This window comes from Xanthomonas chitinilytica, from assembly GCF_026107455.2.
Classification (GTDB): domain Bacteria; phylum Pseudomonadota; class Gammaproteobacteria; order Xanthomonadales; family Xanthomonadaceae; genus Stenotrophomonas; species Stenotrophomonas chitinilytica.
The window spans coordinates 44,999-67,965 of sequence record NZ_JAPCHY010000009.1; the positions used below are offsets into that span (position 1 = coordinate 44,999).

A 22,967-nucleotide genomic window follows, 5' to 3' on the forward strand; every position below is an offset into this window, starting at 1 on the left:
CACCGGCTTTCCCCGCCACGGGCGCAAGCCACGGTTTCCTTCAAGGAAGCTGCACTGCGCCACAGCATCGCATTGCACGCTCCTATGGGCCGCGCACAAGGCGTGCGTGGCGGCCTGCAGGGCATTGCCATCGCGCTTGAAACCCGCACGGGACCGCGCGGGCGTGGACGGAACTCCGGGACGGCCTCCCGTACCTGGCGCCGGCAACCCGAACCACCTGGCTCAGTAGAGCGTGCGCTGCTCCGCCGGCGGCGGCGTCCACTGGTACAGCCAGGTCTCGGTCAGGGTCCTGCCGCCGCTGCGCAGGTACAGGCGCAGGTCGATCTGCTCGGTGGATTCGTCCGGCGGCACCAGGTCGAACATGGCGCGGTAGCCGTCGATCTCGCGCAGCGGCCGCGCCGAGACGATCTCCACGCGGCCGCGGCTGGTCTCCACCACCGCCTCGACCTCGGCCTTGTCGATCAGCGCGGCCAGCTCGCCGCCCTCGAAGTCGACCGCGAAGCGCCAGGAGAAGTACTCGCGCTTCTGGCCGACCACCCCGCCCAGGCCGGTGCGGCTGGCCACGCAGTGCGCCAGCGGCGGCCGCGCCGGCGGCTGCGCGCCCCAGTACAGGCGGTAGCCGAGCAGCAGTTCCTTGCCCGGCTCCGGCTTCGCTTCCGGGTTCCAGAACGCGACGATGTTGTCGAAGGTCTCGTCCACGGTGGGGATCTCCACCAGCTGCACCGACCCCTTGCCCCACTCGCCCTTGGGCTCCACCCACAGGCACGGGCGCTTCTCGTAGAACACGCCGTCGTCCTGGTAGTGGTCGAAGTCGCGGTCGCGCTGCAGCAGGCCGAAGCCGCGCGGGTTGTGGTCCACGAACATGTTGAAGCGCAGGTGCGGCGGGTTGCACAGCGGCCGCCAGATCCATTCGCCGGCGCCGGTCCACATCGACAGGCCGTCGGTGTCGTGGATCTCCGGGCGCCAGTCCCAGGCCATGCGGCGGTCGTTCTCGCCCACCTGGTACATGCTGGTGCACGGGGCGATGCCGAGGCGCTCGATCGGCTTGCGCGGATACAGCGCGCAGTCGATGTCCATCAGCAGCACCTCGCCGTTGGTGATGGCGAAGCGGTAGGCGCCGGCCACGCTGGGCGAGTCCAGCAGCGCGTAGACCACGATGGTGTCCGAGTCGGCGGCCGGCCGCTCCAGCCAGTAGGCGATGAAGTCGGGGAACTCCTCCGGCCGGTCCAGCCCGGTGTCGATCGCCAGCCCGCGCGCGGACTGGCCGTACTGGCCTTCCACGCCCACGGCGCGGAAATAGCTGGCGCCCAGGAACGCGGCGAAATCGCGCTCGGTGTCCTTGCGGGTGTTCAGGCGGAAGCCGGCGAAGCCCAGGTCGGCCGGCAGCTTCGCGCGCTTCAGCCCGCTCTTGCCGTAGTCGAACGCTTCCGGGTCGTAGGCCAGTTCCTGGGCCTGGCCGTCGACCACGTCGTACATGCGTACCGGCGAATGGAAATACAGGCCCAGGTGGAAGAACTTGGCCTGGAACTTGCCGGCGCCATCGGCCCACAGTGCGTGGTCCTGGCGGTAGCGGATCGACTGGTACTGGTCCCAGTCCAGGGCTTCCACCGGCGCCGGCAGCGTCTGCCTGTGGCTGCGGTAGTCCGCTTCGGACAGCGCGCGCGCCTGTCCCTTGAGCCAGGCATAGTCGAACGGCTGCGGCCGACCCAGCCGGCGCAGGCCGACCTGGCGGCTGTCGGCGGCGCCGGCGACGAAGGCCGGTAATCCGAAGGCGGCCAGCGCGGCCGAGGCAGTGCGGAGGAAGTCGCGTCGTTGCATGCGGTAACCCGTTGAGGCAGGACCGCGCATGATAGGCAGGGAATCGTTAACGCGCTGCCAGTCGCGTGCCGGCACGGCACGCTTCGAGCAGGGCGTCGACCTCGCGCGGCAGCGAACCGCCCTCGGGCAGCGCCGTCCGCAGCTCCTCCTGCAGCGCGGCCAGTTCGCGGCGCGCGCGCAGCGGTTCCTGGCGGCAGCGGACTTCGGCGGCATAGCCGCGCGCGCGCCAGCGCAGCTTGCGGCCGTCCAGCAGGCCATCGTCGCCGTTCGCGGCCAGCGCCTCCAGCTCGCGCAGCGCTTCGTGGTCCTGCCCCAGGCGCCCGAGGTTGCGCCCCCACGACAGCTGCATCGCCCGCATCCGCGGATGGTCGCGGCCGTAGCCGCGCCGGGCCTGCAGCATCGCGGCCGCCAGCAGCTCGCCGGCGGCCTGCGCCTGCCCCTGTTCTCCCAGCACGTCGGCGATCGCCCGGTCGATATCGGCGACCGCCGCGTCCTTTTCCCCCAGCTGCGCCACGCGCAACTGGCGCGCCTCGCGCAGTGCCTGCAGCGCCGCATCGTGGCGGCCGGCATGCATCAACGCCCTGCCGTAGCCGTACAACCCATGGGGCAGCATCCGCTGGCTGTCGGGCATGCGCCATATCTGCACGGCCCGGGACAGGTCGCGCACCGCCTGCGCATCGTCGCCGCGTTCCAGCGCCAGCAGCCCCAACGCGTTCCAGCTCCATCCAGTCTCGCCATGGTCCGGCCCCAGCGCCGCCAGCGTCAGCGCATGCGCGCGCTGCAATTCGTCCCCGGCCTGCGACAGGCGGCCGCGATCGACCAGCACCGCCGCCAGCAGGCGCCGCACCGCCAGCGTTTCCGGGTGCTGGTGGCCATGCAGCGATTCGGCCATGGCGCGCGCCGTGCGCAGCTCGCGCTCGGCCGCCGCCACGTCGCCGATGTCGCGATAGGCGGCGCCGAGGCTGCGCAGCAGGTTGATCATCAACGGATGGTCGTCGCCGCCATGCCGCAGCAGCAGCGCCTGCGCCTGCCGGTAGCCGTCGATCGCCCCCCGCGTGTTGCCGGCATCGGCTTCCATCGCGGCGATGTCGGTCGTGTTCTCGACCACGCCCACGGTGTCCTTGAGCACGTCGCGGCGCAGCGCCAGTGCTTTGCCGAACCATTGCCGCGCCGCGACCTGGTTGCCGGCCATGCGCTGGCAGCGCCCCAGCTGCGAATAGAACGCCGCGGCCTGCTGCGGCAACGCCGACTGCTGCTCGGCCATCAGCTCCGTCATCGGCTGCATCACCGCGATGCAGCGGCTGGGCTGGCCGAGCATGCGCAGCGCGCGGCCGTGCTGGGTCGCCGATTCCAACCGCAGGCTCGCCGGCGCGTCCTTCTGCCGCTCCAGCGAACGCCGTTGCTGTTCCAGCAGCCGCAGCGCCTGCCGGTAGTCGCCCAGGCCCAGCCGCAGGCGTGCGATCATCCCTTCCAGCTCGGCCTGGGCCAGCGGCTGCTGCGCCAGCTCGCGTGCGCCGCGGCGTTCGCCGGCCTCCAGCAGCTGGCGCACGTCGAAGGTGCCCTGGCGCACGTTGCCGGCCTGGTCGAACAGGCCGATGACGAAATCCTGCATCGCCTGCGCCCGGGCCATCTCCAGCTGCGCCTGGCGCTTCTGCCACAGCGCGGTGGCCGATACCGCCAGCAGCGCGATCGCCGCGCCGCCGCCCAGGACCAGCATCCAGCGATGGCGCTGGGCGTATTTCTGCAGCCGGTAGCCGACATGCTGCGGGCGCGCCCGCACCGGCCGCCCCTGCAGGTGGCGCTGCAGGTCCAGCGCCAGCGCCTCGGCCGAGGCGTAGCGCTGCGCCAGCGGCTTCTGCAGCGCCTTGAGCAGGATGTTGTCGAGGTCGCCGCGCAGCCGCCGTGCCAGCCGCCGCGCGCCGGCGGCATCGCGCTGGCTCTGCTCGGCCGCGCGCAGTACCGCCAGCGACGGCTTGACCGGCTCCACGCCGAGGATCGCGTTCTCCCACTCGGCATCGCTGTGGCGGCGCAGGCGGTAGGGCTTCTGGTCGGTGAGCACCTCGTACAGCACCACCCCCAGCGAGTAGACGTCGGTCAGGGTGGTGATGGCCTCGCCGCGGACCTGCTCCGGCGCGGCGTAGTGCAGGGTGAAGGCGCGCGCCTCGGTGGACGGGTGGCTGCCGGGCGGCGCTTCGCCGTCGAGCAGCTTGGCGATGCCGAAATCCAGCAGCCGCACCTGGCCCTGCGCGGTGACCATGATGTTGGAGGGCTTGAGGTCGCGGTGCACCACCAGGTTGGCGTGGGCGTGGCTGACCGCGTCGCAGACCTGCAGGACCAGCTGCAGCCGCGCCTCCACCGGCAGCTGCAGGCGCTGGCAGTAGTCGGTGATCGGCTCGCCCTCGACGTAGGCCAGCGCCAGGTACGGCTGGCCCTGTTCGCCGACGCCGGCATCGAGCAGCTGCGCCAGGTGCGGGTGTTCCAGCCGCGCCAGGATCTCGCGCTCGTGGCTGAAGCGCAGCCGCAGGTTGGGGTCGGCATAACCGGCGCGCAGCAGCTTCAGCGCCACCGGCCGCCGGTACACGCCATCGGCGCGCTCGGCCAGCCACACCTGGCCCATGCCGCCCTCGCCCAGCAGCCGCAGCAGCCGGTACGGGCCGACCAAGGTGCCGGTGCGCGAATCCTCGGCCGGCTGCGACCACAGCGGCTCGGCCATGAAATCGTGGCTGTCGCGCTCCTGCGCCAGCAGCCGCTCCAGGTCCGCCGCCAGCGACGGGTCGCCGTCGCGCAGGTGGTCGAGCCGGCGGCGGCGCTGCGATGCGTCCATCTCCAGCAGCTGGTCCAGCAGCGGCGACAGGATTTTCCAGCGTGCCACGTCCATCTGCCGACTCCCCGTGCCCTCCGCCCCGCGCCCGCGCGGTGCCGCCGTTCAGTCCTCGCGCACCGCCGCCAGCAGGAACATCCGCGCCTTCTGCCAGTCGCGGCGGATGCTGCGTTCCGAGCGCCCGCACAGCTCGGCGATCTCCAGTTCCGACAACCCGGCGAAGTAGCGCAGCTCCACCACCCGCGACAGGTGGGGGTCCACCGCGTGCAGGCGCTTGAGCGCCACGTCCAGCGCCAGCAGATCCTCGTCCAGGCGCACTCCGCTCTTGCTGTCCTCGGGAATCTCCACCACCCGCTTGAGGTCGCCGCCGCGCTTGCGCGCCAGCCGGTTGCGGGCGTAGTCCACCACCACGCTGCGCATGGCCGAGGCGGCATAGGCGAAGAAATGCGCGCGGTCCTCGAAGCGCGCCGCGCCGCGCGCGCCGAGCAGCTTGAGGTAGGACTCGTGCACCAGCGAGGTGGCGTCCAGGGTGCGCCCCTGCTGCCCGGCCAGTTGCCGGCGCGCCATCGCATGCAGTTCCTGGTACAGCGTGCTCAGGACCCGGTCCAGCGCCTGGCGGTCGCCGTTGCGCGCCGAATCGAGCCACAGAGTGATATCGGGTGCATCGTCCATCACGCACTCCACCGCCCGCGGTTGGTGCGGTGGACTATAGCGCGCGGCACGCCCCGATCGTGAAGGGGATCAGCGCTGGCAGTAGCCGCACCAGACCGTGGCGCGCTGGCCGATGCTGGCGTGGCGCAGCGGCCGCCCGCAGCGCGGGCAGTGCCCGCCCTCGCGGCCGTATACCGACAGTTCCTGCTCGAAGTAGCCGGGCGCGCCGTCGGGGCTGATGAAGTCGCGCAGGGTGGTGCCGCCGCGGGCGATGGCCTGGCCGAGGATCGTCTTCACCGCCCCGGCCAGGCGCCGGTAGCGCTCGCGCGAGACCTTGCCGGCCTCGCGCAGCGGGCTGATCCCGGCCATGAACAGGCTCTCGGCGGCGTAGATGTTGCCCACCCCGACGACGATGCGCTGGTCCATCAGGAAGGTCTTCACCGGCGCGCTGCGGCCGCGGCTGCGGGCGAACAGGTAGTCGCCGTCGAAGGCCTCGTCCAGCGGCTCGGGGCCGAGTTCGCGCAGCAGTTCATGGGTTTCCCCGACCGGCTGCCACAGCAGGCAGCCGAAGCGGCGCGGGTCGTTGAAGCGCAGCAGGCGGCCGTTGTCCAGGCTGATGTCGACATGGTCGTGCGCGCGCAGCGGGGTGTCGCCGGGCAGCACCCGCAGGCTGCCGGACATGCCCAGGTGCAGCAGCGCGCTGCCGGCGGCGGTGTCCAGCAGCAGGTACTTGGCGCGGCGGCGCACGCCGTCGATGCGCTGGCCCGGCAGCTCGCGCTCCACCTCGGCCGGGATCGGCCAGCGCAGGTCGGGGCGGCGCAGGATCACGCCGTGGATGCGGCGCTCCAGCAGATGCGGCGCCAGGCCGCGACGGGTGGTTTCGACTTCGGGCAGCTCGGGCATGGCGCGATTGTAGTCGCGACCTTGCATTCCTGTAGGAGCGACGTGAGTCGCGATGGGGCTTTGCCGGGAAAGCTCAGGTCGCGACTCACCTCGCTCCTACAACAGTAGCTGGAGCACTTTGCCTCGAGTGATTATCTCCTCGTCGCTCCCGCGCAGAGCCTGCCCCCGCGAAGGCGGGGACGACGGACCCCATCAGGTCTGTAAACAGTTGAGTCGGAAATGCCCTAGCGCGGCGGCGCCATCAGTTCCTTCGCGCTGAGGAAACCGTCGCCGTCGGCGTCCTGCTTGTGGAAGCGTTCGACCAGGATCTGCCGCTGCTGCTCGCGGGTGATCGGCTTGCCGCGGCCGCCGGGCTGTTCGTCGGCGCTCAGCACGCCGTCGCCATCGCGGTCCATGCGGTCGAACGCATAGAGCATCCACTGCACGTACTCGTCGACACTGATGCGGCCGTCGCCGTCCAGGTCCATGCGCTGCAGGTATTGCGTGGTGTCCTCCACCTGGGCCTGCGCGGCGGCACCGGCGACGGCCAGCGCCGCAAACAGGAAACGCCGCGCGAAGCGGCGTCCCTGCAGGCATTGCCGGTGGCCGTGGGTCCCGCTCATGCGGTGGTCAGCGCATAACCCTTGAGCCGCGCGGCATAGTCCTGCAGCGCGCGGATGCCGCTGGCCTCGGCTTCCTGGCACCAGGCCTGCAGCTGCTTCAGCCGCTCGGCGGCATCGTGGCTGCGTGCCTCCAGCAGGGCCGACAGCCGCGCGCGGTGCTCGACCAGGGTACGGATGCGCGGGCGCTGTTCCACCCATTGCTGCAGCTGCACGCGGCAGTCGGGCTTGAGCCAGCGGCCGTCGTTGACCAGGCCGCGGCGCATGCGTCGCGGCAGCAGCTTGCGCAGCTTGGCGCCGGCGGCGGCGGCCTCTTCCTTCAGCGCCGGGGTGAACACGTTGCGCTGGTAGTCGGTCATCGCCTGGAAGCGGTGCGAGAGCAGCGCCTTGAGGGTGTCGGCGTCGGGCACGGCGATGTTCGGACGCACGTCCATGGTCGGCGCCACCCGCAGCACCTTGGCCAGGCCCAGCTTCTGCAGGCCGCGGATCGCCACCCAGCCGATGTCGAACTCCCAGCGCCGCATCGAGAAGCGGGCCGAGCTGGGGAAGGCGTGGTGGTTGTTGTGCAGCTCTTCGCCGCCGATCCAGAACGCCCACGGGGTCAGGTTGGTGGAGGTGTCGGCCGATTCGAAGTTGCGGTAGCCCCACCAGTGGCCCAAGCCATTGACCACGCCGGCGGCCCAGAACGGGATCCATGCCATCTGGATCGCCCACAGGGCCACGCCGGGCAGGCCGAACAGCAGCGCGTTGACGGCCAGCAGCGCGACCGGGCCGAGGTTGGCGTGCGGGGTGTAGAGATGGCGCTCGATCCAGTCCTCCGGCGCGCCGCGGCCGTACTGCTCGATGTCCGCGCGCATCGCGCGGGCCTCGCGGTACAGCTCCACGCCGCGCCAGAACACGCGGCCGATGCCCTTGGTGACCGGGCTGTGCGGGTCTTCGTCGGTTTCCACCTTGGCGTGGTGCTTGCGGTGGATGGCCACCCATTCCTTGGTGATCATCGAAGTGGTCAGCCACGTCCAGAAACGGAAGAAGTGGGCGATGACCGGGTGGAAATCGACGCCGCGATGGGCCTGGCTGCGGTGCAGGTACAGGGTGACGGCGAAGATGGTGAGCTGGGTGAACACCAGCAGCACCGCCAGCATGCCCCACCAGCCCAGGCCGGCCAGTCCTCCGGTGAGGAAGTCGAGGAGGGTGTCAGACATCGGAAGCTCCAGGCCGGCGTGCGGCTTACAGTCGAAAACGGGTTGCGGATGGAGACATCATGGGGCCTGAGCCGGCAAACTTCACCCATCGCCGGCGTATGTCGTTCAGCCGGCGCCTTCTCCGTCGCCTGGCACACCCCATTCATGTCCCATGCCTCTTCTCCGGCCCTCGTTCCCGCCGAAGCCCCATTGATCGAACTGGACCAGGCCTGCGTGGTCCGCGGCCAGGTCCGGGTGCTGCACGAACTGAGCCTGCGCATCGACCAGGGCCAGCACACCGCCATCCTCGGCCCCAACGGCTGCGGCAAGTCCTCCTTCATCAAGCTGATCACCCGCGAGCTGTACCCGCTGGCGCAGGGCGACGGCCGCTTCCCGGTGAAGGTGCTGGGCCAGACCCGCTGGCAGGTGGACCGGCTGCGCTCGCAGCTGGGCATCGTCACCGGCGACCTCAGCGGCAACCTGGCCGGCATGCCCGGGCTGACGGTGGAACAGGCGGTGCTGTCCGGGTTCTTCGCCAGCTATGTGGTGCCGGCCCACCGCGAGGTGACCGAGGCCATGCGCGAACGTGCCCGCGAAGCGCTGGCGCTGGCGCGCGCGCTGCCGCTGCTGGGGCGCGGCTACGCCGAACTGTCGGCCGGCGAGACCCGACGGGTGCTGATCGCGCGGGCGCTGGTGAACCGGCCGCGGGCGCTGCTGCTGGACGAACCCTCCACCGGGCTGGACCTGATCGCCCGCCAGCACCTGGTCGACAGCCTGCGCCACCTGGCGCGCCAGGGCATCACCCTGGTGCTGGTCACCCACCACATCGAGGAAGTGATTCCCGAGATCGAGCGGGTGGTGCTGCTGCGCGGCGGGCGCATCCACGCCGACGGCCCGCGCGCGGCGCTGCTGCGTGCCGGGCCGCTGTCGGAGGTGTTCGGCGGCGCCATCGAGGTGGAAGAAACGGACGGGCGGCTGCAGCTGCGGGTGCTGCCGGCCTGAGCCGGAAACGGCAGGGCCGGGAACACCCGGCCCTGCCGTTGGCCCCGGGGGGCCGACTCAGAAGCGCAGCGCGCGGGCGCGCCGCTCGATCGGCGCCAGGCGGGTCTGGTCGTGCAGCTCGACCTCGCGCAGTTCGTACGGCGCACCATAGCCGGCCGGCAACGCCACGCCGGCGAAGGACAGCGCCAGCTCGCCGCGGCCGGCGCGCGCGAACCAGGCCGCGCTGTGGCCCTGGGCCACCGCCCGCAGCTGGCCGTCGGTGCCGGTGGCGAACAGGGTCGCGCGGACCTCGTAGCGGCCCGGCGCGCCGACCTGCAGCGGGAAGCGCAGGTCGCCCGGGTCGGCGCCGGCGACCTGGGCGGCCAGACGCGCGGTCGGGCGCGCCACCGCGAACGCCAGCCGGGTGTCGCGGGCGATCCCGGCCTGCTCGGCGAACACCTGCAGTTCCCACAGTCCCGGTGCATCGCTGCCCTCGGCCGGGATCGCCACGCGCGCGGCCAGGCCGCCGCTGCGGTCGGCGCGCAGCGGCACCGGCCAGCTGCGTCCGTCCGGCGCCACCAGCAGGCCTTCGGCGACCAGCGGCGCGCGCGTCAACCTGGCGGCAAGATCGGTCGCCGCCGCCTGCACGCCGTCCATGTGCACCTGCGCGTTCACCGCGTCGCCGGCCAGGGCGACGCTGCGATCGGTGCGCGCGCGCAGCACCACCGGGCTGTCGGGTTCGAGCACCTGCAGCACGTAGCGGCCGCTGGCCCCGGCGACCTGCAGGCGGTAGCTGCCCACGCCGCCATCCTGCAGCTTGATCATGGCCGTGCCCGGCGCCACCGCCATGCCGGCGTCCTTCAACGCGGCGCTCTCGAACGCGCGCGCAGGCACGGGCTGGCCGCGATCGCGCACCTGCAGCGCGTCGCCGGCGAGCGGACGGGCGCCCTCGACCGGGCTGAGCTGGATCACCGCACCGGGCGCGGACAGGGTCAACGCCAGCCCCTGCTGCAGTTCGGCGGCCTCCACCGTGCGCCAGAAGCTGCGGCTGTCCATCGCTTCCGGCGGCAACGCGGCGACGGTCTCGGCCGGGTCCAGCGCCCAGGCGAACTGCACCGGGGCGCGCTCGAAGTCGCCGGGCGGCAGCGCGGCGTCCACCACGCCGCTGGCGATGCGGTCGCTGGTCTCCACCGGCGCGGCCAGCGAGGCCGGTGCGGCATGCGCGGCGGCGCAGGTCCCTGCCAGGGCAAGGGCGATCATCAGACGGTTCTTCATCTTCATCGCTTGGCTCCTCACAGGTTCACGTCGGCACGCAGGATCGTGTCCAGGTTGAAACAGTTGCGCCGGCTCTGCGCATGGCTGAGCGGTTCGGCGTCGCGGGTGCGGGTGATGTCGCGGAACCACAGGGTGCCGGCGGCCTGCTGGCTGGTGCAGTTGAGGAAGCCGTCCGAGCAGCTGGCCAGCCAGTTCTGGGTCGCCTCCAGCCCCACGTTCTGGGCATAGCCGCCGCAGTAGCTGTCCGAATCGAACGGCGAGGACTCCACGTCGCTGCCGACCACCGCGCGGAACGGCCTGGGCAGCGCCGGGCGTCCGGCGGTGCCGTACAGGTTGTTGGCGTTGTAGGTGGCCATCCAGCTGACCTGCTGCATGCGCACCGCATCGCTCTTGTAGCCCAGCAGCCAGCCCAGCGACTGCTCGAACGCGTTGCCGTTCATCACCGCGTCGGCCAGCGGCGTGCCCGCCGAGGACGGCGCCAGTGCGTTGACCTTGTGCACCCTGGAGATGATGTTCGGATAGCGGCTGTCCCAGGTCGGGTTGGACAGGATCCAGCGCATCACGTTGCCGCCGTTGGAATGGGTGATGACCACCAGCCGGGTGATGCCGCGGCTGTTGATGAAGCCGGTCAGCTGGGTGGCCAGGCAACCGGCCGCGTCGCTGGTCCACATGTATTGCTCGAAATCGCAGTTGACGACTGTGTAGTTGGCGCTGTCGGGCAGGCCCGCGCGCACGCTGTTGACGATCTCCGGCTGCCAGTAGTCGTTCAGCGCATTGGTCTGCTTGCCGGTGCCATGGACGAACGCCACTCCCACCACGTCGGCCGCGCCGGCATGGCCGGTCGCCAGCAGCGTGGCCAGCCCGAGTCCCGCCCAGGCCGTCTTCCCTTTCTTCACCATGAAACATCTCCCTTGCTCAGTGTTTCCCCCTGATTTCAAGAGATTGCGCATGGGCGCGATGGCCGGGATTCCTCCGGGAGGCGGCACGTACCTGGAAGATGCGCCCCCGCTGCGCGCCGCAAGCGGCCTGCCCCGCAACGGGCGGATTCTCTCCCAGCCATGACCGTCACATTGCCGGCCCGGTCACAACTCCACCGTACGCTGCGCCGGCAATGCGTCCGCTTTGCGCCGTGTGTCCGGATCGGCCCCACGGCTGCCGCGTGGCCGGCGACGGTGACATCATGCGCTCCCGCGTTCCAGGACCGCCGACCGATGCCCGCTCCCGCCTTTGCCTTCCCCACCCGCATGCTGCTGGCCGGCCCGCTGCTGGCATTGCTGGCCGGCTGCGCCGCACCCGGTGCCAGGACCGCCGCAGCCGACGCGCCGGTCGCCGTCCGTGCCAGCGGTTACCTGCACGAAGCGGCGGTTCCCGACAGCCTGGCGCTGGTGCCGGCACCGCCGGCGGCCGGCTCGGCCGGCTTCGCGCTGGACGAACAGGTCAGCCGCGAGGCCCGTGCGCTGCGCGGCAGCGCGCGCTTCCAGCAGGCGCACCGCGACGCCGAGCTGGGATTCCCGGAAGGCGCCGACCAGTTCACCTGCGCGCTCGGCCTGGCCGTGGACGCGCAGCGCACCCCGGCGCTGTACCGCCTGCTCGAACGCAGCCGCATCGACGCCAGCGCCGCCACCCGCGCCGCCAAGAAGCATTACCAGCGACCGCGGCCGTTCATGGCCAACGGCGAGCCGACCTGCACCCCGGAAGACGAGGACGGCCTGCGCGGAAACGGCTCCTATCCCTCCGGACATACCGCGATCGGCTGGGCCTGGGCGCTGATCCTGTCGGAGATCGCGCCCGAGCGCGCCGACGCCCTCCAGGCGCGCGGCCGCAACTACGGCGAGAGCCGGCTGGTGTGCAACGTGCACTGGCAGAGCGACATCCTCGCCGGCCGCTTCATGGGCGCCGCCGCGGTGGCGCGCCTGCACGACAACCCCGGTTTCCGCCGCGACCTCGCCGCGGCGCGCGAGGAAATAGCGGCGGCACGCGCGCGTGGCGAGCAGTCCAGCCGCGACTGCGCGGCCGAGGAAGCGGTGCTGAAGGTGCGGCCGGAAAGCGCGCTGTAGGCAACCGGCGGCCTCGCGGTTGCGGCGACGGCTTCGGTCGCGTCGGTGAGCGGCTTGCAACGCGCCGCTTCGGCAGGCCACGATGACCTGTCCCGACGCGCCATGGCTCCGGTTGCCCGGGTCGGACCTGTCGGGTAACGTGCCAGCGGACCACAGCGGAGCGGCTTTCCTTGGCGGATTGGAAGAACAACGTCCCCAGCCGCGACCAGCTCCGCGACGCCAAGCGCAACGCCGTGCTGCGCGAGGCCTCGGCCTCGTTCAACAAGCATGGCTACCACGGCACCTCGTTGGACGACATCGCCCAGCGGCTGGAGGTCACCAAGCCGGCGCTGTACTACTACTTCCCCAACAAGCAGGCCATGCTCAAGGCCTGCTTCGACCAGGCGATGGAAGTGGCGTTCGCCAACCTCGCACGCGCCCGCCGCGAAGGTGGCAACGGCCGCCAGAAGCTCAGGCTCGCGCTTTCCGACCTGCTGCAGGACTTCATCGGCGAACACAGCGTGGCCGTCACCGTGCTGGAGGAAGGCTCGCTGTCGCCCGACGACTTCCAGGCGGTGAAGTCCGAGCGCCGGCGCTTCGAGCATGCGTTGCGCGCCTTCGTCCGCGAGGGCATCAAGGACGGCAGCATCGTGCCGTGCGACCCGAAGCTGGCGGTGCTGGCCCTGCTCGGCGCCCTGGGCTGGGTGCCGCGCTGGTACAAGCCCGACGGCGACTGGTCCAAGGCTCAGTTGAATGCGCTGATGAGCGACCTGCTGGAACGGATGCTCAGCAGCGAGCCGGCCGACAGGCTGCAGGCACCACGGCGCACGCGCGCCGCTGCCGGCCCGCCGCCGCCCGGGGCGGCACCACGCAAGGCGCCACGCCGCGGCTGAGCGGAACGCCCGGCGCGCAGGCGGCCGCTGCCTGCCGGATACGGCACCTCTCCATCCCCCGCCACCGGCGCGAAGGTCACGTCGCCGGCATCCATTGAACATTCGGTAAAATAATCATTCAATGGGTAAGCAACAGGTGCGGTCTTCCGCCGCGCATGCGGCCCGCCTGCCCGGCCCCGGGGACATTCCATGCCGATCGAATGCAGCCAGCACGGCGCCACCGCCGTACCGCGGTTCTCCTGCGCACCGGTCGATGCCGCTGGATGCGCGCTGGCCGGGAATCGCCACCGGCAACGCCTTGGGCGCCACCGTGCTTACCAGCGGTGGCTGCGCGGGCGCAGCCACCGGCGCACCCGGCGGCGATTCCCGGCAAGCCCGTTCCACCTGCGCGCTGACGCAGGCAGCGGATGCCCCGCCGCGGCCGCTCGACACGCCCTTCCACCGCGACCAGCACGGCGTCGCGCGCCGGTTCTCCGCGCACGGACTGCCGCAGCACCGCCCCCGGCTCCACCGGATGGCGGTGCGCGACGACCTGCCGGCATCGACATCAACAAACCGCTCCCACTGCCGAGGAACAAGGCCATGACCGACATCTTCATCGTCTCCGGGGTACGTACCGCCATCGGTACCTTCGGTGGCTCGCTCAAGGACGTCCCACCCTCCGAGCTCGGCGTGGCCACCGCCAAGGCGGCCATCGCCCGCGCCGGGATTCCCGCCGATGCCGTCGGCCATGCCGTCTATGGCCAGGTGCTGCCCAGCGAACCGCGCGATGCCTACATGGCGCGCATCGTCGCCCTCGAAGCCGGGCTGCCGGTGGAAACACCGGCGCTGACCGTCAACCGCCTGTGTGGCTCCGGCCTGCAGGCCATCGTCTCGGCGGCGCAGGCGCTGCTGCTGGGCGACTGCGAGGTGGCGCTGGCCGGCGGCGCCGAATCGATGAGCCGCACGCCGTTCTACCTGCCCACCCACCGCTGGGGCCGCAAGCTCGGCGATGCGGTGCTGGTGGACGGGCTCAACGAGGGCCTGAAGGATCCGTTCGACAAGGTGCTGATGGGCATCACCGCCGAAAACGTCGCCCAGCGCCACGGCATCGACCGCGCGCGCCAGGACGCCACCGCGCTGGAAAGCCACCGGCGCGCCGCCGCCGCCATTGCCGACGGCCGTTTCGACGGCCAGATCGTGCCGGTGAAGGTGGGCCGGCGCGGCAAGGAAACCGAATTCCGCAGCGACGAGCACGTGCGCGCCAACGTCACCCTCGACGACCTGGCCGCGCTGCGCCCGGCATTCAAGCCCGACGGCTCGGTGACGGCCGGCAATGCCTCCGGCATCAACGACGGCGCCGCCTCGCTGGTGCTGGCCACCGGCGCGGCGGTCGCGCGCCACGGGCTGACGCCGATGGCGCGGCTGGTGGCCTATGCGCATGCCGGCGTAGAGCCGCTGTACATGGGCATGGGGCCGGTGCCGGCCGTGCAGGCGGTGCTGGCGCGGGCCGGGCTGTCGGTCGCCGACCTCGACGTGATCGAGTCCAACGAGGCCTTCGCCGCGCAGTGCTGCGCGGTGTCCGACGCGCTCGGCTTCGACCCGGCCAGGATCAATCCCAACGGCAGCGGCATCGCGCTGGGCCATCCGGTCGGCGCGACCGGCGCGATCATCACCGTCAAGCTGGTGCACGAGCTGCAGCGCAGCGGCGGCCGCTATGGATTGGCGACGATGTGCATCGGCGGCGGCCAGGGCATCGCCGCCATCTTCGAGCGCGCCTGACCCACCCACGGCGTCGCGGCCAGGACAGCCGTGCCGAACCGGGAGCGATTGCGCCGGCGAACAGGACTCGATGCTGTTTCCTTCTCCCTGCGGAGTGAGGACGTGCTGTCCTCGCGCCTTGGCGCGTGGACGTTCGAACGCCCTGTGCGTTGCGCGGCGCCGGAGCGTGGAGCGGGGTGGCGCGAAGCGCCGGATGAGGATGCGCCGCAGGCGATCATCGCAGGCGGCGACGACGAGTGCGTCGCCACGCGCCCGCCCGGGAAACCATCAGGGCATTGCGGTTCGATCCGCCTGACTGCATGAGGCTCCGCCCGAACCCTCTCCCGAAGGAAGAGGCGCCTCGCACTCCCGGCTCACGCAAATGGCGTGGATGCTCCACGGCTGGCGCGCCAGCCGCGCCTTCTCGCCCCGCAGGGAGAGGGGCTTTCAGAGCGCGGCGTAGATCAGTGGCCTGAGCACGTCGCGCGCGGGCACGGCGGCGGCCGGCATCAACTGGGTCATCAGCGTCACCGACAGGCCCGGCCCCGGCGTGGCCCAGAAGCCGGTGCCGGCCGCGCCGCCCCAGGCGTATTCGCCGGCCGAACCCGGCCCGCTGCGGTCGTCGAGCCGGGTGATGCCGCCCAGCGCCTGGCCGACGCTGCCGGGCGCGTAGCTGCCGAAGCGCTGCAGCGCCGGCAGCAGCGCTTCCTGCGCGCCATGAGGGGTCATCAGCAACCGCGCAGAGGCTCCACTCATCACCCGCACGTCGCCGCGCGCGCCGCCATTGGCCAGCATGTCGGCGAAGCGGCCGTAGTCTTCCAGCGTCGACACCAGCCCGGCGCTGCCGGCATCGGCGAAAGGCCGCTTCAGCGGCGAACGTTCGCTGCCGTCGGCGACCCGCACGATGCCGCCGTCGCGCGCGTTGTAGAGGCCGGCCAGGCGACCGGCATGTTCCTCCGGCACGAAGAAGCCGGTATCGGCCATGCCCAGCGGGTCGAAGATGCGCCGCTTCAGGAACGCGCCCAGGCACTGGCCGCTGATCCGTTCGATCACCAGCCCGGCGATGTCCAGGCCGCAGCCATAGACCCAGTCGGAGCCGGGCTGGAACTCCAGCGGCAGCGCGGACAGGCGCCTGGCGAAGCCTTCCAGTCCGCCGACCGCCGGGTCGTACATCCACGCGGCGGCGACCAGGCCGGCCTCGCGGTACAGCGGCGCGACCCGGGCATCGCCCCAGCTGTTGACCAGGCCGCAGCTGTGGGTGAGCAGGTGCGCCACCGTCATCGGCCGCGCCGGTTCCAGCGCGTCCAGCGCGCCGGCGGCCACCTTGAGGTCGGCGAACTCGGGCACGTACTTCGCTACCGGATCTTCCAGCGCCAGCCGGCCGTCCTCGACCAGCAGCACGGTGGCGGCGGCGACCACCGGCTTGGTCATCGAATAGATGCGGTAGAGGCTGTCCGGGCCGATGCTCTCGCTGCCGGAGAGGTGCGCTTCGGCCAGCATCGTGCCGCGCCGCGCGATGCGGATGGAGGCGAACGGCAGCTGGCCGTCCTCGACCAACCCGCGCAGGCGCGCAATGACCGGATCGAACCTGTCGCCGGCCGCAAACAGCGGCGGCATGAGGCCGCCCAAGGCCATTGCGGCGCCGACTTTCAGAAACTCACGACGGTGGATCATGGGCAAGCCCCCGTTCGACCATGGTGGAGAGCACCGTCATCCCCCGCGAAGGCGGGAATCCAGTGCCGACGGCAAGAGCCGGACGACCGGCCATGCCTCCGCCGAAGCGCGATTCCCGCCTTCACGGGGTTTGCAGCGGATGCATGGCCGCCCATGACGCTAGGTGAGTGCGCCCGCGTGCGCCTGCGCGCTGGCCACCTCGCGCTCGGCCTGGGTGAAGCCGTAGTCCGGCACGATCTGCCCGGCCGGGTCGGACACCTGTCGCCAGGCGGCGATCAGGCGCTCGCCGGCGTCCTCGCCCGCGCCGATGTAGCAGCCCTCGGTCAGGGTGACGTAGGCGCGCGCGAAATGGCCGGCGCCGGCGCAGACGATGGCGCGGGTCGGCGCGTCCTCCACCACCAGCGGCAGCAGCGCCGGGCTGACCAGCGCCGGATCGAGCGCCTGCAACTGCTCCTCGGGCAGGATGCCTTCCATCATCCGCGTGTACGCGGTCGGCGCCAGGCAGTTGACCCGGATGCCGTACTTGCCGCCCTCGATCGCCAGCGTCTGCATCAGCCCGGCCAGCGCCATCTTGGCCGCGCCGTAGTTGGCCTGGCCGAAGTTGCCGTACAGGCCCGAGGACGAGGTGGTCATCACGATGCGGCCGTACTGCTGCGCGCGCATCGCCTCCCACACCGCCTTGCTGCAGATCGCCGCGCCCATCAGGTGCACGTCCAGCACCAGCCGGAAATCGCCCAGCTCCATCTTGGCGAAGCTCTTGTCGCGCAGGATGCCGGCGTTGTTGACCAGGATGTCGATGCGGCCCCAGTCGCCAAGCGTGCGCGCGACCATCGCCGCCACCGCCGCTTCGTCCGTCACCGAGCCGGCGATGGCGAGGGCCTCGCCGCCGGCCGCGCGGATCTCCGCGGCCACCGCTTCGGTGGCTTCCGGCGACAGGTCGTTGACGACGATCCGGGCGCCCTTGCGCGACAGGTAGAGCGCGTGCTGGCGGCCCAGGCCGCCTCCCGCTCCGGTGATGACCGCCACGCGGCCCTTCAGCGGCATTGCCATTGTTCGACTCCCCTTGCTTTCGATGACGATGGGGAGCCGGCCGCGCTCAGCGGGCCTTGCGGCCTCCCCGTGGTTTGCATATCTGCCGGAAGCCGGCGGCCATGAAGGTGGCCATGCGCGACTTCACCGCGTCGTAGTCGTCCGACTGGCACAGGCCGCCGGACAGCCGGTCGATGCGGCCGGTGCGCGCCAGCGTCAGCATCAGCGCACCGGTGACGAAGTGGTAGCCCCAGAAGATGTCCTCCTCGGCGCAGTCCGGCATCGCCTTCTTCAGCAGGTCGATCAGGCGCAGCACCACCGGATCGAAGTGCCGGTCCATCAGCTCGGCGCCGTAGGACGTGTTCGAGGCCAGCGCGCTGAGTGCGCCGTAGTTCTTCCAGTTCTCGCCGCCCTGGATGTAGAGGTCCAGGTCGGTATCGAGGAAGGCATGCAGCGCGCCCTCCACCGTGGGCTTGCCGCCGCTGGCCGCTTCGTACTCGTCCAGCGCCTGCATCCGCAGCCCGCTGGTGACGCCGGCACGGCGCGCGATCACCGCGTCGAACAGCGTCTGCTTGTCGGTGAAGTAGTAGTTGAGCAGGGTGTGGTGGACGCCGACGCGGCTGGCCACGTCCTTGAGCGTCACGCCATACAGGCCGTGCTGCGAAAACAGCTGCTCGGCGACGTCGAGGATCTGCTCGGTCATCTCCGCGCGCTGCTCCGCCTTGGTCGGGCGCTTGGGCCGGGTACCGGCCGGCGGGTTCTTTTTCCCGCGTCCAGGCCGGGATACTGTGTCTTTTGACACCTTTGCGCCTCCAGTGCATCGCCCGGCGCACGCGACTCGACGGCATCGCGTTCATTGAACCCCGCCAGCGGCGCCGTATTCGGTTCTCAGGCGCATTTTGTCAATTTTCCCGGTCGCTGCCAAAGGCATGTGTTCCACCCGCACCACCGCATCGGGCAACCACCACGACGCGACCCGGCCGCGCAGCGCGTCGAGCAGCGCCGCATCGGGCAGCGTGCAGCCCTCGCGCAGCTCCACCAGCAGGATCGGGCGCTCGCCCCACCGGGGGTGCGCGCGGCCGATCACCGCCGCCAGCGAGACCTCGGGCTGCTCGCCGATGATGCTTTCGATCTCCCCCGGATTGATCCACTCCCCGCCCGACTTGATCAGGTCCTTCGCGCGGCCGGTGATGACCAGGTTGCCGTCGCCGTCGATGCGCGCCAGGTCGCCGGTGTCGAACCAGCCATCGGCATCCACCGCCGGCCGGGTCTGGCCGAAGTAGCGCTGCACCACGCTGGCCCCGCGCACGCGCAGGTGCCCCTCCACCCCGCGTTGTTCGGGCAGCGCGTTGCCTTCGGCGTCGGTCAGCAGCAGGTCCACGCCGATGGACGGGCGCCCGGACAGGTGCGCGGCGCGCTGCGGGTCGTCCGGCGGCGCCACGGTGCCGGTCGGCGACAGTTCGGTCATGCCCCAGCTGGTCTGCACGCTGACGCCCAGGCGCTGCTCGATGCGCGCCATCAGCGCCGGCGCCATCGGCGCGCCGCCGACGATCACCCGCTGCAGCGTGGGCACCTGCCCACCGGTCGCTTCCAGGTGCTCGACCAGGGCCAGCCAGACCGTGGCCACGCCCAGCGCCACCGTGACCGATTCGGCATTGATCAGCGCGGCCAGGCTGGCGCCGTCCAGGTGCCGGCCCGGCAGCACCAGCCGCGCGCCCACCGCCGGCGTGGCGAACGGCACGCCCCAGCCGTTGGCATGGAACATCGGCACCGCCAGCAGCACGCTGTCGCGCGCGGACAGCGCCATGGTGTCGACCTGCAGCGCGCGCAGGGTGTGCAGGAACACGCCGCGATGGGTATAGGTGACGCCCTTCGGCGCGCCGGTGGTGCCGGAGGTGAAGCACAGCCCGCACGGCGCGTGCTCGTCGAAGCCGCCCCACGGCACCTCGCCCTCGGCCTGCCCGATCAACGCGTCGAACGGTTCGATGGCCCGCGCGCCGTCGTCTTCAGCCGCCGCGCCGTCGATCGACAGCACGCGTTCCACCGCGTCCACCCGCGCGGCGATGCGGCCGGCCAGCGGCGCGAGGTCGGCCGAAACGACCAGCACGCGCGCGCCCGACTGCAGCAGCATGTCCGCCAGGTGCGCTTCGCTGATGCGCGGATTCAAGGTGTGGCAGACCGCGCCCATGCCCATCACCGCGAACCAGGTTTCCACGTGCGCCTGCGTGTTCCAGGCCAGGGTGGCGACGCGGTCGCCGGCGCCGATGCCCAGCGCACGCAGCGCGGCCGAGGCCTTGCGGCTGCGCCTGGCCAGCGCGGCATAACCGATCCGCTCCACGCGGCCGCCCCCGCATGCGGTGACCACTTCCACCCCGGGGTGCCACTTGGCGCCGTGTTCCAGGAACTTGTCCAGGGTCAGCGCATAGTCCTGCATCTGGCCGTGGATCACTGCTGGCATCCAGCCACCCCCTCGGGCAGCGGCGGGGCGACGACGCCGACGTTCCAGTGCCAGGGCAGCCCGCCCTGCGCGCGGCGGCGGCACACCACCGCTTCCACCAGCTCGTACATGCCCGGCTTGAGGTGCTCGCCCGGCAGCGGGCCGGCGTCGAAGGCCATGTAGGCGCGCGCGTCGCCATAGGCCGGCCATCCGGGCTGACCGGTCGCGGACGGAACGCCGTCGCGCGCGAACGCGGCCCAGTAGCCGATCATCGCCCCGGACAGGGCGGATTCTTCCGCCGTGTCCGGGATCTTCGGCCAGTGCGGCGGCGTCCGCGCCGCGGTGCCGAACACGTAGGGAAGCTCGCTGGCGTGGAACGCATGCAGGCCGGCCGCGTCGGCCGCCGGATAACCGTGGTTCCAGTAGTAGAGGTAGGACGGCTGGCCGAGCGCGGCCTGCTTGCGCACCAGCCGCTCGGCGGTCCAGCCGTACATCGCGTCGCGGGTGATGGCCAGCAGCGCCGCATCCAGGTCCGCCGACGGATAGCGCTCCAGCATCGCCCCGGCCAGCTCGCCGTAGCGGTTGCGGATCTCGGTCTCGTAGGCCGCGGCGTCGGCAGGCTTCGGCGGCAACAGGAAACGCAGCGAGCGGATCTCGCCCTCGTTGAAGCCGGCCAGAACCGGCACCGGCGCCTGTTCGCCGCGGTCGAACACGTCCACCAGCTGCCGCGGCAGCACCTTGCCGTCCACGTTGCCCAGCGGCAGGAAGCCGGACATGGCGGCCTTGACGGTGAGCTCCTGCGCGTCCGTCGCACGCAGGCGCACCAGCCCGCGCACCTCGATCTTGCGGCTCAGTTCCAGCCCCGACGCCTCCGCCGACGGCGTGCCATGCACCGTCTCGCGCAATGCCGGCGTCGAGATCATGTAGGCGCTCTGGGCGATGGCCTTGTGGAACAGCCCGCGCGCGTCCGGCGCGGCCATCAGGTACATGACGCTGAGCGCGCCGGCCGATTCGCCGGCGATGGTGACGTTGCCCGCATCGCCACCGAAGGCGCCGATGTTGCGTTGGACCCAGCGCATCGCCTCGACCTGGTCGAGCAGGCCGTAGTTGCCGGACACGCCATCGGCCGATTCGGCGCTGAGCTGCGGATGCGCCAGGTAGCCGAGCACGCCGAGCCGGTAGTTGATGCTCACCACCACCAGGCCCTGCGCGGCCAGGCGTGCGCCGTCGTACATCGGCTCGCTGCCGGCGCCGGCGGTCAGCGAACCGCCATGGATCCACACGAACACCGGTGCGTCCCTGGCATCGGCCGGCGCCCACACGTTCAACGACAGGCAGTCCTCGCTGGTCGGCAACGGCTCGCCCGGCGCATAGATGCTGCCCGGACGCGACGGCGGTTGGATGCAGGCCGGGCCGAAGCGGGTGGCATCGCGTATGCCCTTCCATTGCGCGGCCGGCACCGGCGGCCGCCAGCGCAGCTTGCCGAGCGGCGGCTGCGCGTAGGGAATGCCGCGGAAGACGTGGATGCCGTCCGCCAGCGCTTCGCCTTTCAGCGCACCGGCGGGCGCTTCGGCCACCGGTGCCGCCAACGCCTGCGCGCCGCACAGGGCTGCGGAAACGGCCAGCATGCGGATGAAGTTGCGGATCATGGATTTGCCTCCTGCGATGCCTGGCGACGGATGCTGCGCGCCAGCCACAGGAACATGGCGATGGCCAGCACGTAGAACGGGATGAGCGTGTAGAACGCCATCTGCAGCGAGTTGTGCGGATGGCTGGCGCGGAAGAAGTCGCTGGCCGCGCCCAGCCAGGTCGGCCCCAGGCCGAGGCCGATCAGGTTCATCACCAGCAGCAGCAGCGCCCCGGACAGCACGCGCTGGTCCGGCCGGACTTCCTCCTGCACCAGCGTCACCGCCGGCGACAGGTAGAAATAGTTCAGCCCCGTCGGCAGCACCAGGAACAGCAGCGCCAGCCGCCAGCTGTCCACCCAGACGAAGGCGACGAACAACGGCAGCGCCAACGCCAGGCCGATGGCCGGCAGGTAGGCGTAGGCGGTCTTGGAACGCCGCGACAAGCGGTCGATCAGGCGCCCGGACAGCACCATGCCCGCCATCGTGCCCAGGCCGATCACCAGCGCGTACCACACGGCCACTTCCTGCAGGGTCATGCCCTTCTCGCGCATCAGCAGCAGCACGGTGAAGTTGAGCATGGCGTAGGTGACGAACTGGGTCGCGCCGCAGGCCAGCGCCATGCCGCGCAGCACCGGACTGGCGAAGAACGCCTTGCAGGTTTCGCGGAAGCCGGGCTTCTGCTGCGCGGCGACCGCGGTGGCACCGGGGCTTTCGGCCGGCGCGTCCAGCCCGCCCTTCTTCGGTTCGCGCACGAACAGCCAGACGACCAGCGCGGTGACGATGCCGATCGCGCCGACCCAGACGAACGCCAGCCGCCACGAATAGGCCGCCGCGATCGATGCGCCGAAGGCCACGCCTAGCGCCTGCCCGATCGGCGGGCCGAGGTTGAACAGGCCCAGTGCGGTGCCGCGCGTACCGGAAGGGAAGTAGTCGGAGATGATGGCGTAGGACGGCGGCACGCCACCGGCTTCGCCGATGCCGACCATCATCCGCGCCAGCACCAGTTGCGGGTAGTTGGACGCCATGCCGCAGGCAGCGGTGGCCGCACTCCACAGCGCGCAGGCGAACGCCAGCACCCTGACCCGGTTGGTCCGGTCCGCCAGCCAGCCCACCGGGATCGCCAGGATGCAGTAGAACATCGCGAAGTACAGCCCGCCGATGCGGCCGAGCTGGCCATCGCTCACGCCCAGGTCGTCCTGGATCGGCTTGGCCAGGATCGACAGCAGCTGCCGGTCCAGGAAGTTCAGCACGTAGACGAAGCACAGCACCGCCAACACCAGCCAGGCCACCGCTCCCGGGCG

18 protein-coding genes are annotated in these 22,967 nt (G+C 71.3%); 4 read left to right on the plus strand and 14 right to left on the minus strand.

Annotation, left to right across the window (positions count from 1 at the left end; translation table 11 throughout):
• Positions 1–222: 222 nt before the first annotated feature.
• The 6 genes from OK345_RS11175 to OK345_RS11200 all read right to left on the minus strand — a co-directional run bounded on the left by OK345_RS11175 (position 223) and on the right by OK345_RS11200 (position 7,994).
• Complete coding sequence (locus OK345_RS11175; protein WP_265128057.1) at positions 223–1,818, minus strand: OpgD/OpgG family glucan biosynthesis protein; 1,596 nt, start codon at positions 1,816–1,818, stop codon at positions 223–225.
• A 46-nt stretch (positions 1,819–1,864) separates the two neighbouring features.
• Entirely contained in the window at positions 1,865–4,696 is a 2,832-nt protein-coding gene (locus tag OK345_RS11180) for a serine/threonine-protein kinase (RefSeq protein ID WP_265128058.1), read from the minus strand.
• Between the two features lie 48 nt (positions 4,697–4,744).
• Entirely contained in the window at positions 4,745–5,311 is a 567-nt protein-coding gene (locus tag OK345_RS11185; RefSeq protein WP_265128059.1) for an ECF-type sigma factor, read from the minus strand.
• 69 nt (positions 5,312–5,380) lie between these two features.
• Positions 5,381–6,193 carry a bifunctional DNA-formamidopyrimidine glycosylase/DNA-(apurinic or apyrimidinic site) lyase gene (mutM, locus tag OK345_RS11190; protein WP_265128060.1) on the minus strand — a complete coding sequence of 271 codons (813 nt, stop codon included), beginning with the start codon at positions 6,191–6,193 and terminating at the stop codon, positions 5,381–5,383.
• A gap of 224 nt (positions 6,194–6,417) precedes the next feature.
• Positions 6,418–6,795: an EF-hand domain-containing protein gene (locus OK345_RS17755; RefSeq protein WP_265128061.1), complete on the minus strand. Its 378-nt coding sequence runs from the start codon at positions 6,793–6,795 to the stop codon at positions 6,418–6,420.
• Complete coding sequence (locus OK345_RS11200; RefSeq protein ID WP_265128062.1) at positions 6,792–7,994, minus strand: DesA family fatty acid desaturase; 1,203 nt, start codon at positions 7,992–7,994, stop codon at positions 6,792–6,794. The genes OK345_RS17755 and OK345_RS11200 overlap by 4 nt, the downstream gene beginning before the upstream one ends.
• Positions 7,995–8,138: 144 nt before the next feature.
• Here OK345_RS11200 and OK345_RS11205 point away from each other — a divergent pair, with 144 nt between their 5' ends.
• A complete protein-coding gene (locus OK345_RS11205; RefSeq protein WP_265128063.1) occupies positions 8,139–8,975 on the plus strand; it encodes an ABC transporter ATP-binding protein in 837 nt (278 codons plus the stop codon).
• Positions 8,976–9,032: 57 nt separating this feature from the next.
• On the opposite strand, the gene OK345_RS11210 is transcribed toward OK345_RS11205, so the two are convergent.
• Both OK345_RS11210 and OK345_RS11215 read right to left on the minus strand, forming a co-directional pair.
• On the minus strand, positions 9,033–10,235 hold the full coding sequence (locus OK345_RS11210) for a DUF4785 domain-containing protein (protein ID WP_265128064.1): 1,203 nt from the start codon (positions 10,233–10,235) through the stop codon (positions 9,033–9,035).
• Between the two features lie 11 nt (positions 10,236–10,246).
• Positions 10,247–11,128, minus strand: coding sequence for a hypothetical protein (locus tag OK345_RS11215; RefSeq protein ID WP_265128065.1), 882 nt, complete (start codon positions 11,126–11,128; stop codon positions 10,247–10,249).
• A 312-nt stretch (positions 11,129–11,440) separates the two neighbouring features.
• Between OK345_RS11215 and OK345_RS11220 the strand changes: the two genes are divergently transcribed.
• The 3 genes from OK345_RS11220 (at position 11,441) to bktB (ending at position 14,919) form a co-directional block, all read left to right on the plus strand.
• Positions 11,441–12,286, plus strand: a complete 846-nt coding sequence (locus tag OK345_RS11220) for an acid phosphatase (protein ID WP_265155034.1) — start codon at positions 11,441–11,443, stop codon at positions 12,284–12,286.
• Between the two features lie 170 nt (positions 12,287–12,456).
• Positions 12,457–13,158 (plus strand): TetR/AcrR family transcriptional regulator, encoded by a 702-nt coding sequence (locus tag OK345_RS11225; protein WP_265128066.1) that lies wholly within the window; start codon positions 12,457–12,459, stop codon positions 13,156–13,158.
• A gap of 582 nt (positions 13,159–13,740) precedes the next feature.
• Positions 13,741–14,919 carry a beta-ketothiolase BktB gene (gene bktB / locus OK345_RS11230; RefSeq protein ID WP_265128067.1) on the plus strand — a complete coding sequence of 393 codons (1,179 nt, stop codon included), beginning with the start codon at positions 13,741–13,743 and terminating at the stop codon, positions 14,917–14,919.
• 426 nt (positions 14,920–15,345) lie between these two features.
• Here the strand turns inward: bktB and OK345_RS11235 are convergent, their stop codons facing one another.
• The 6 genes from OK345_RS11235 to OK345_RS11260 form a co-directional block, all read right to left on the minus strand.
• Positions 15,346–16,515, minus strand: coding sequence for a serine hydrolase domain-containing protein (locus tag OK345_RS11235; RefSeq protein WP_265128068.1), 1,170 nt, complete (start codon positions 16,513–16,515; stop codon positions 15,346–15,348).
• 216 nt (positions 16,516–16,731) lie between these two features.
• A complete protein-coding gene (locus OK345_RS11240; protein ID WP_265128069.1) occupies positions 16,732–17,622 on the minus strand; it encodes an SDR family NAD(P)-dependent oxidoreductase in 891 nt (296 codons plus the stop codon).
• A 46-nt stretch (positions 17,623–17,668) separates the two neighbouring features.
• Complete coding sequence (locus OK345_RS11245; RefSeq protein WP_265128070.1) at positions 17,669–18,304, minus strand: TetR/AcrR family transcriptional regulator; 636 nt, start codon at positions 18,302–18,304, stop codon at positions 17,669–17,671.
• 150 nt (positions 18,305–18,454) lie between these two features.
• Positions 18,455–20,059 carry an AMP-binding protein gene (locus OK345_RS11250; protein WP_265128071.1) on the minus strand — a complete coding sequence of 535 codons (1,605 nt, stop codon included), beginning with the start codon at positions 20,057–20,059 and terminating at the stop codon, positions 18,455–18,457.
• Positions 20,047–21,687: a carboxylesterase/lipase family protein gene (locus tag OK345_RS11255; protein ID WP_265128072.1), complete on the minus strand. Its 1,641-nt coding sequence runs from the start codon at positions 21,685–21,687 to the stop codon at positions 20,047–20,049. Before OK345_RS11255 ends, OK345_RS11250 begins: the two co-directional genes overlap by 13 nt.
• A complete protein-coding gene (locus tag OK345_RS11260; RefSeq protein WP_265128073.1) occupies positions 21,684–22,955 on the minus strand; it encodes a spinster family MFS transporter in 1,272 nt (423 codons plus the stop codon). The genes OK345_RS11255 and OK345_RS11260 overlap by 4 nt, the downstream gene beginning before the upstream one ends.
• Positions 22,956–22,967 lie beyond the last annotated feature (12 nt).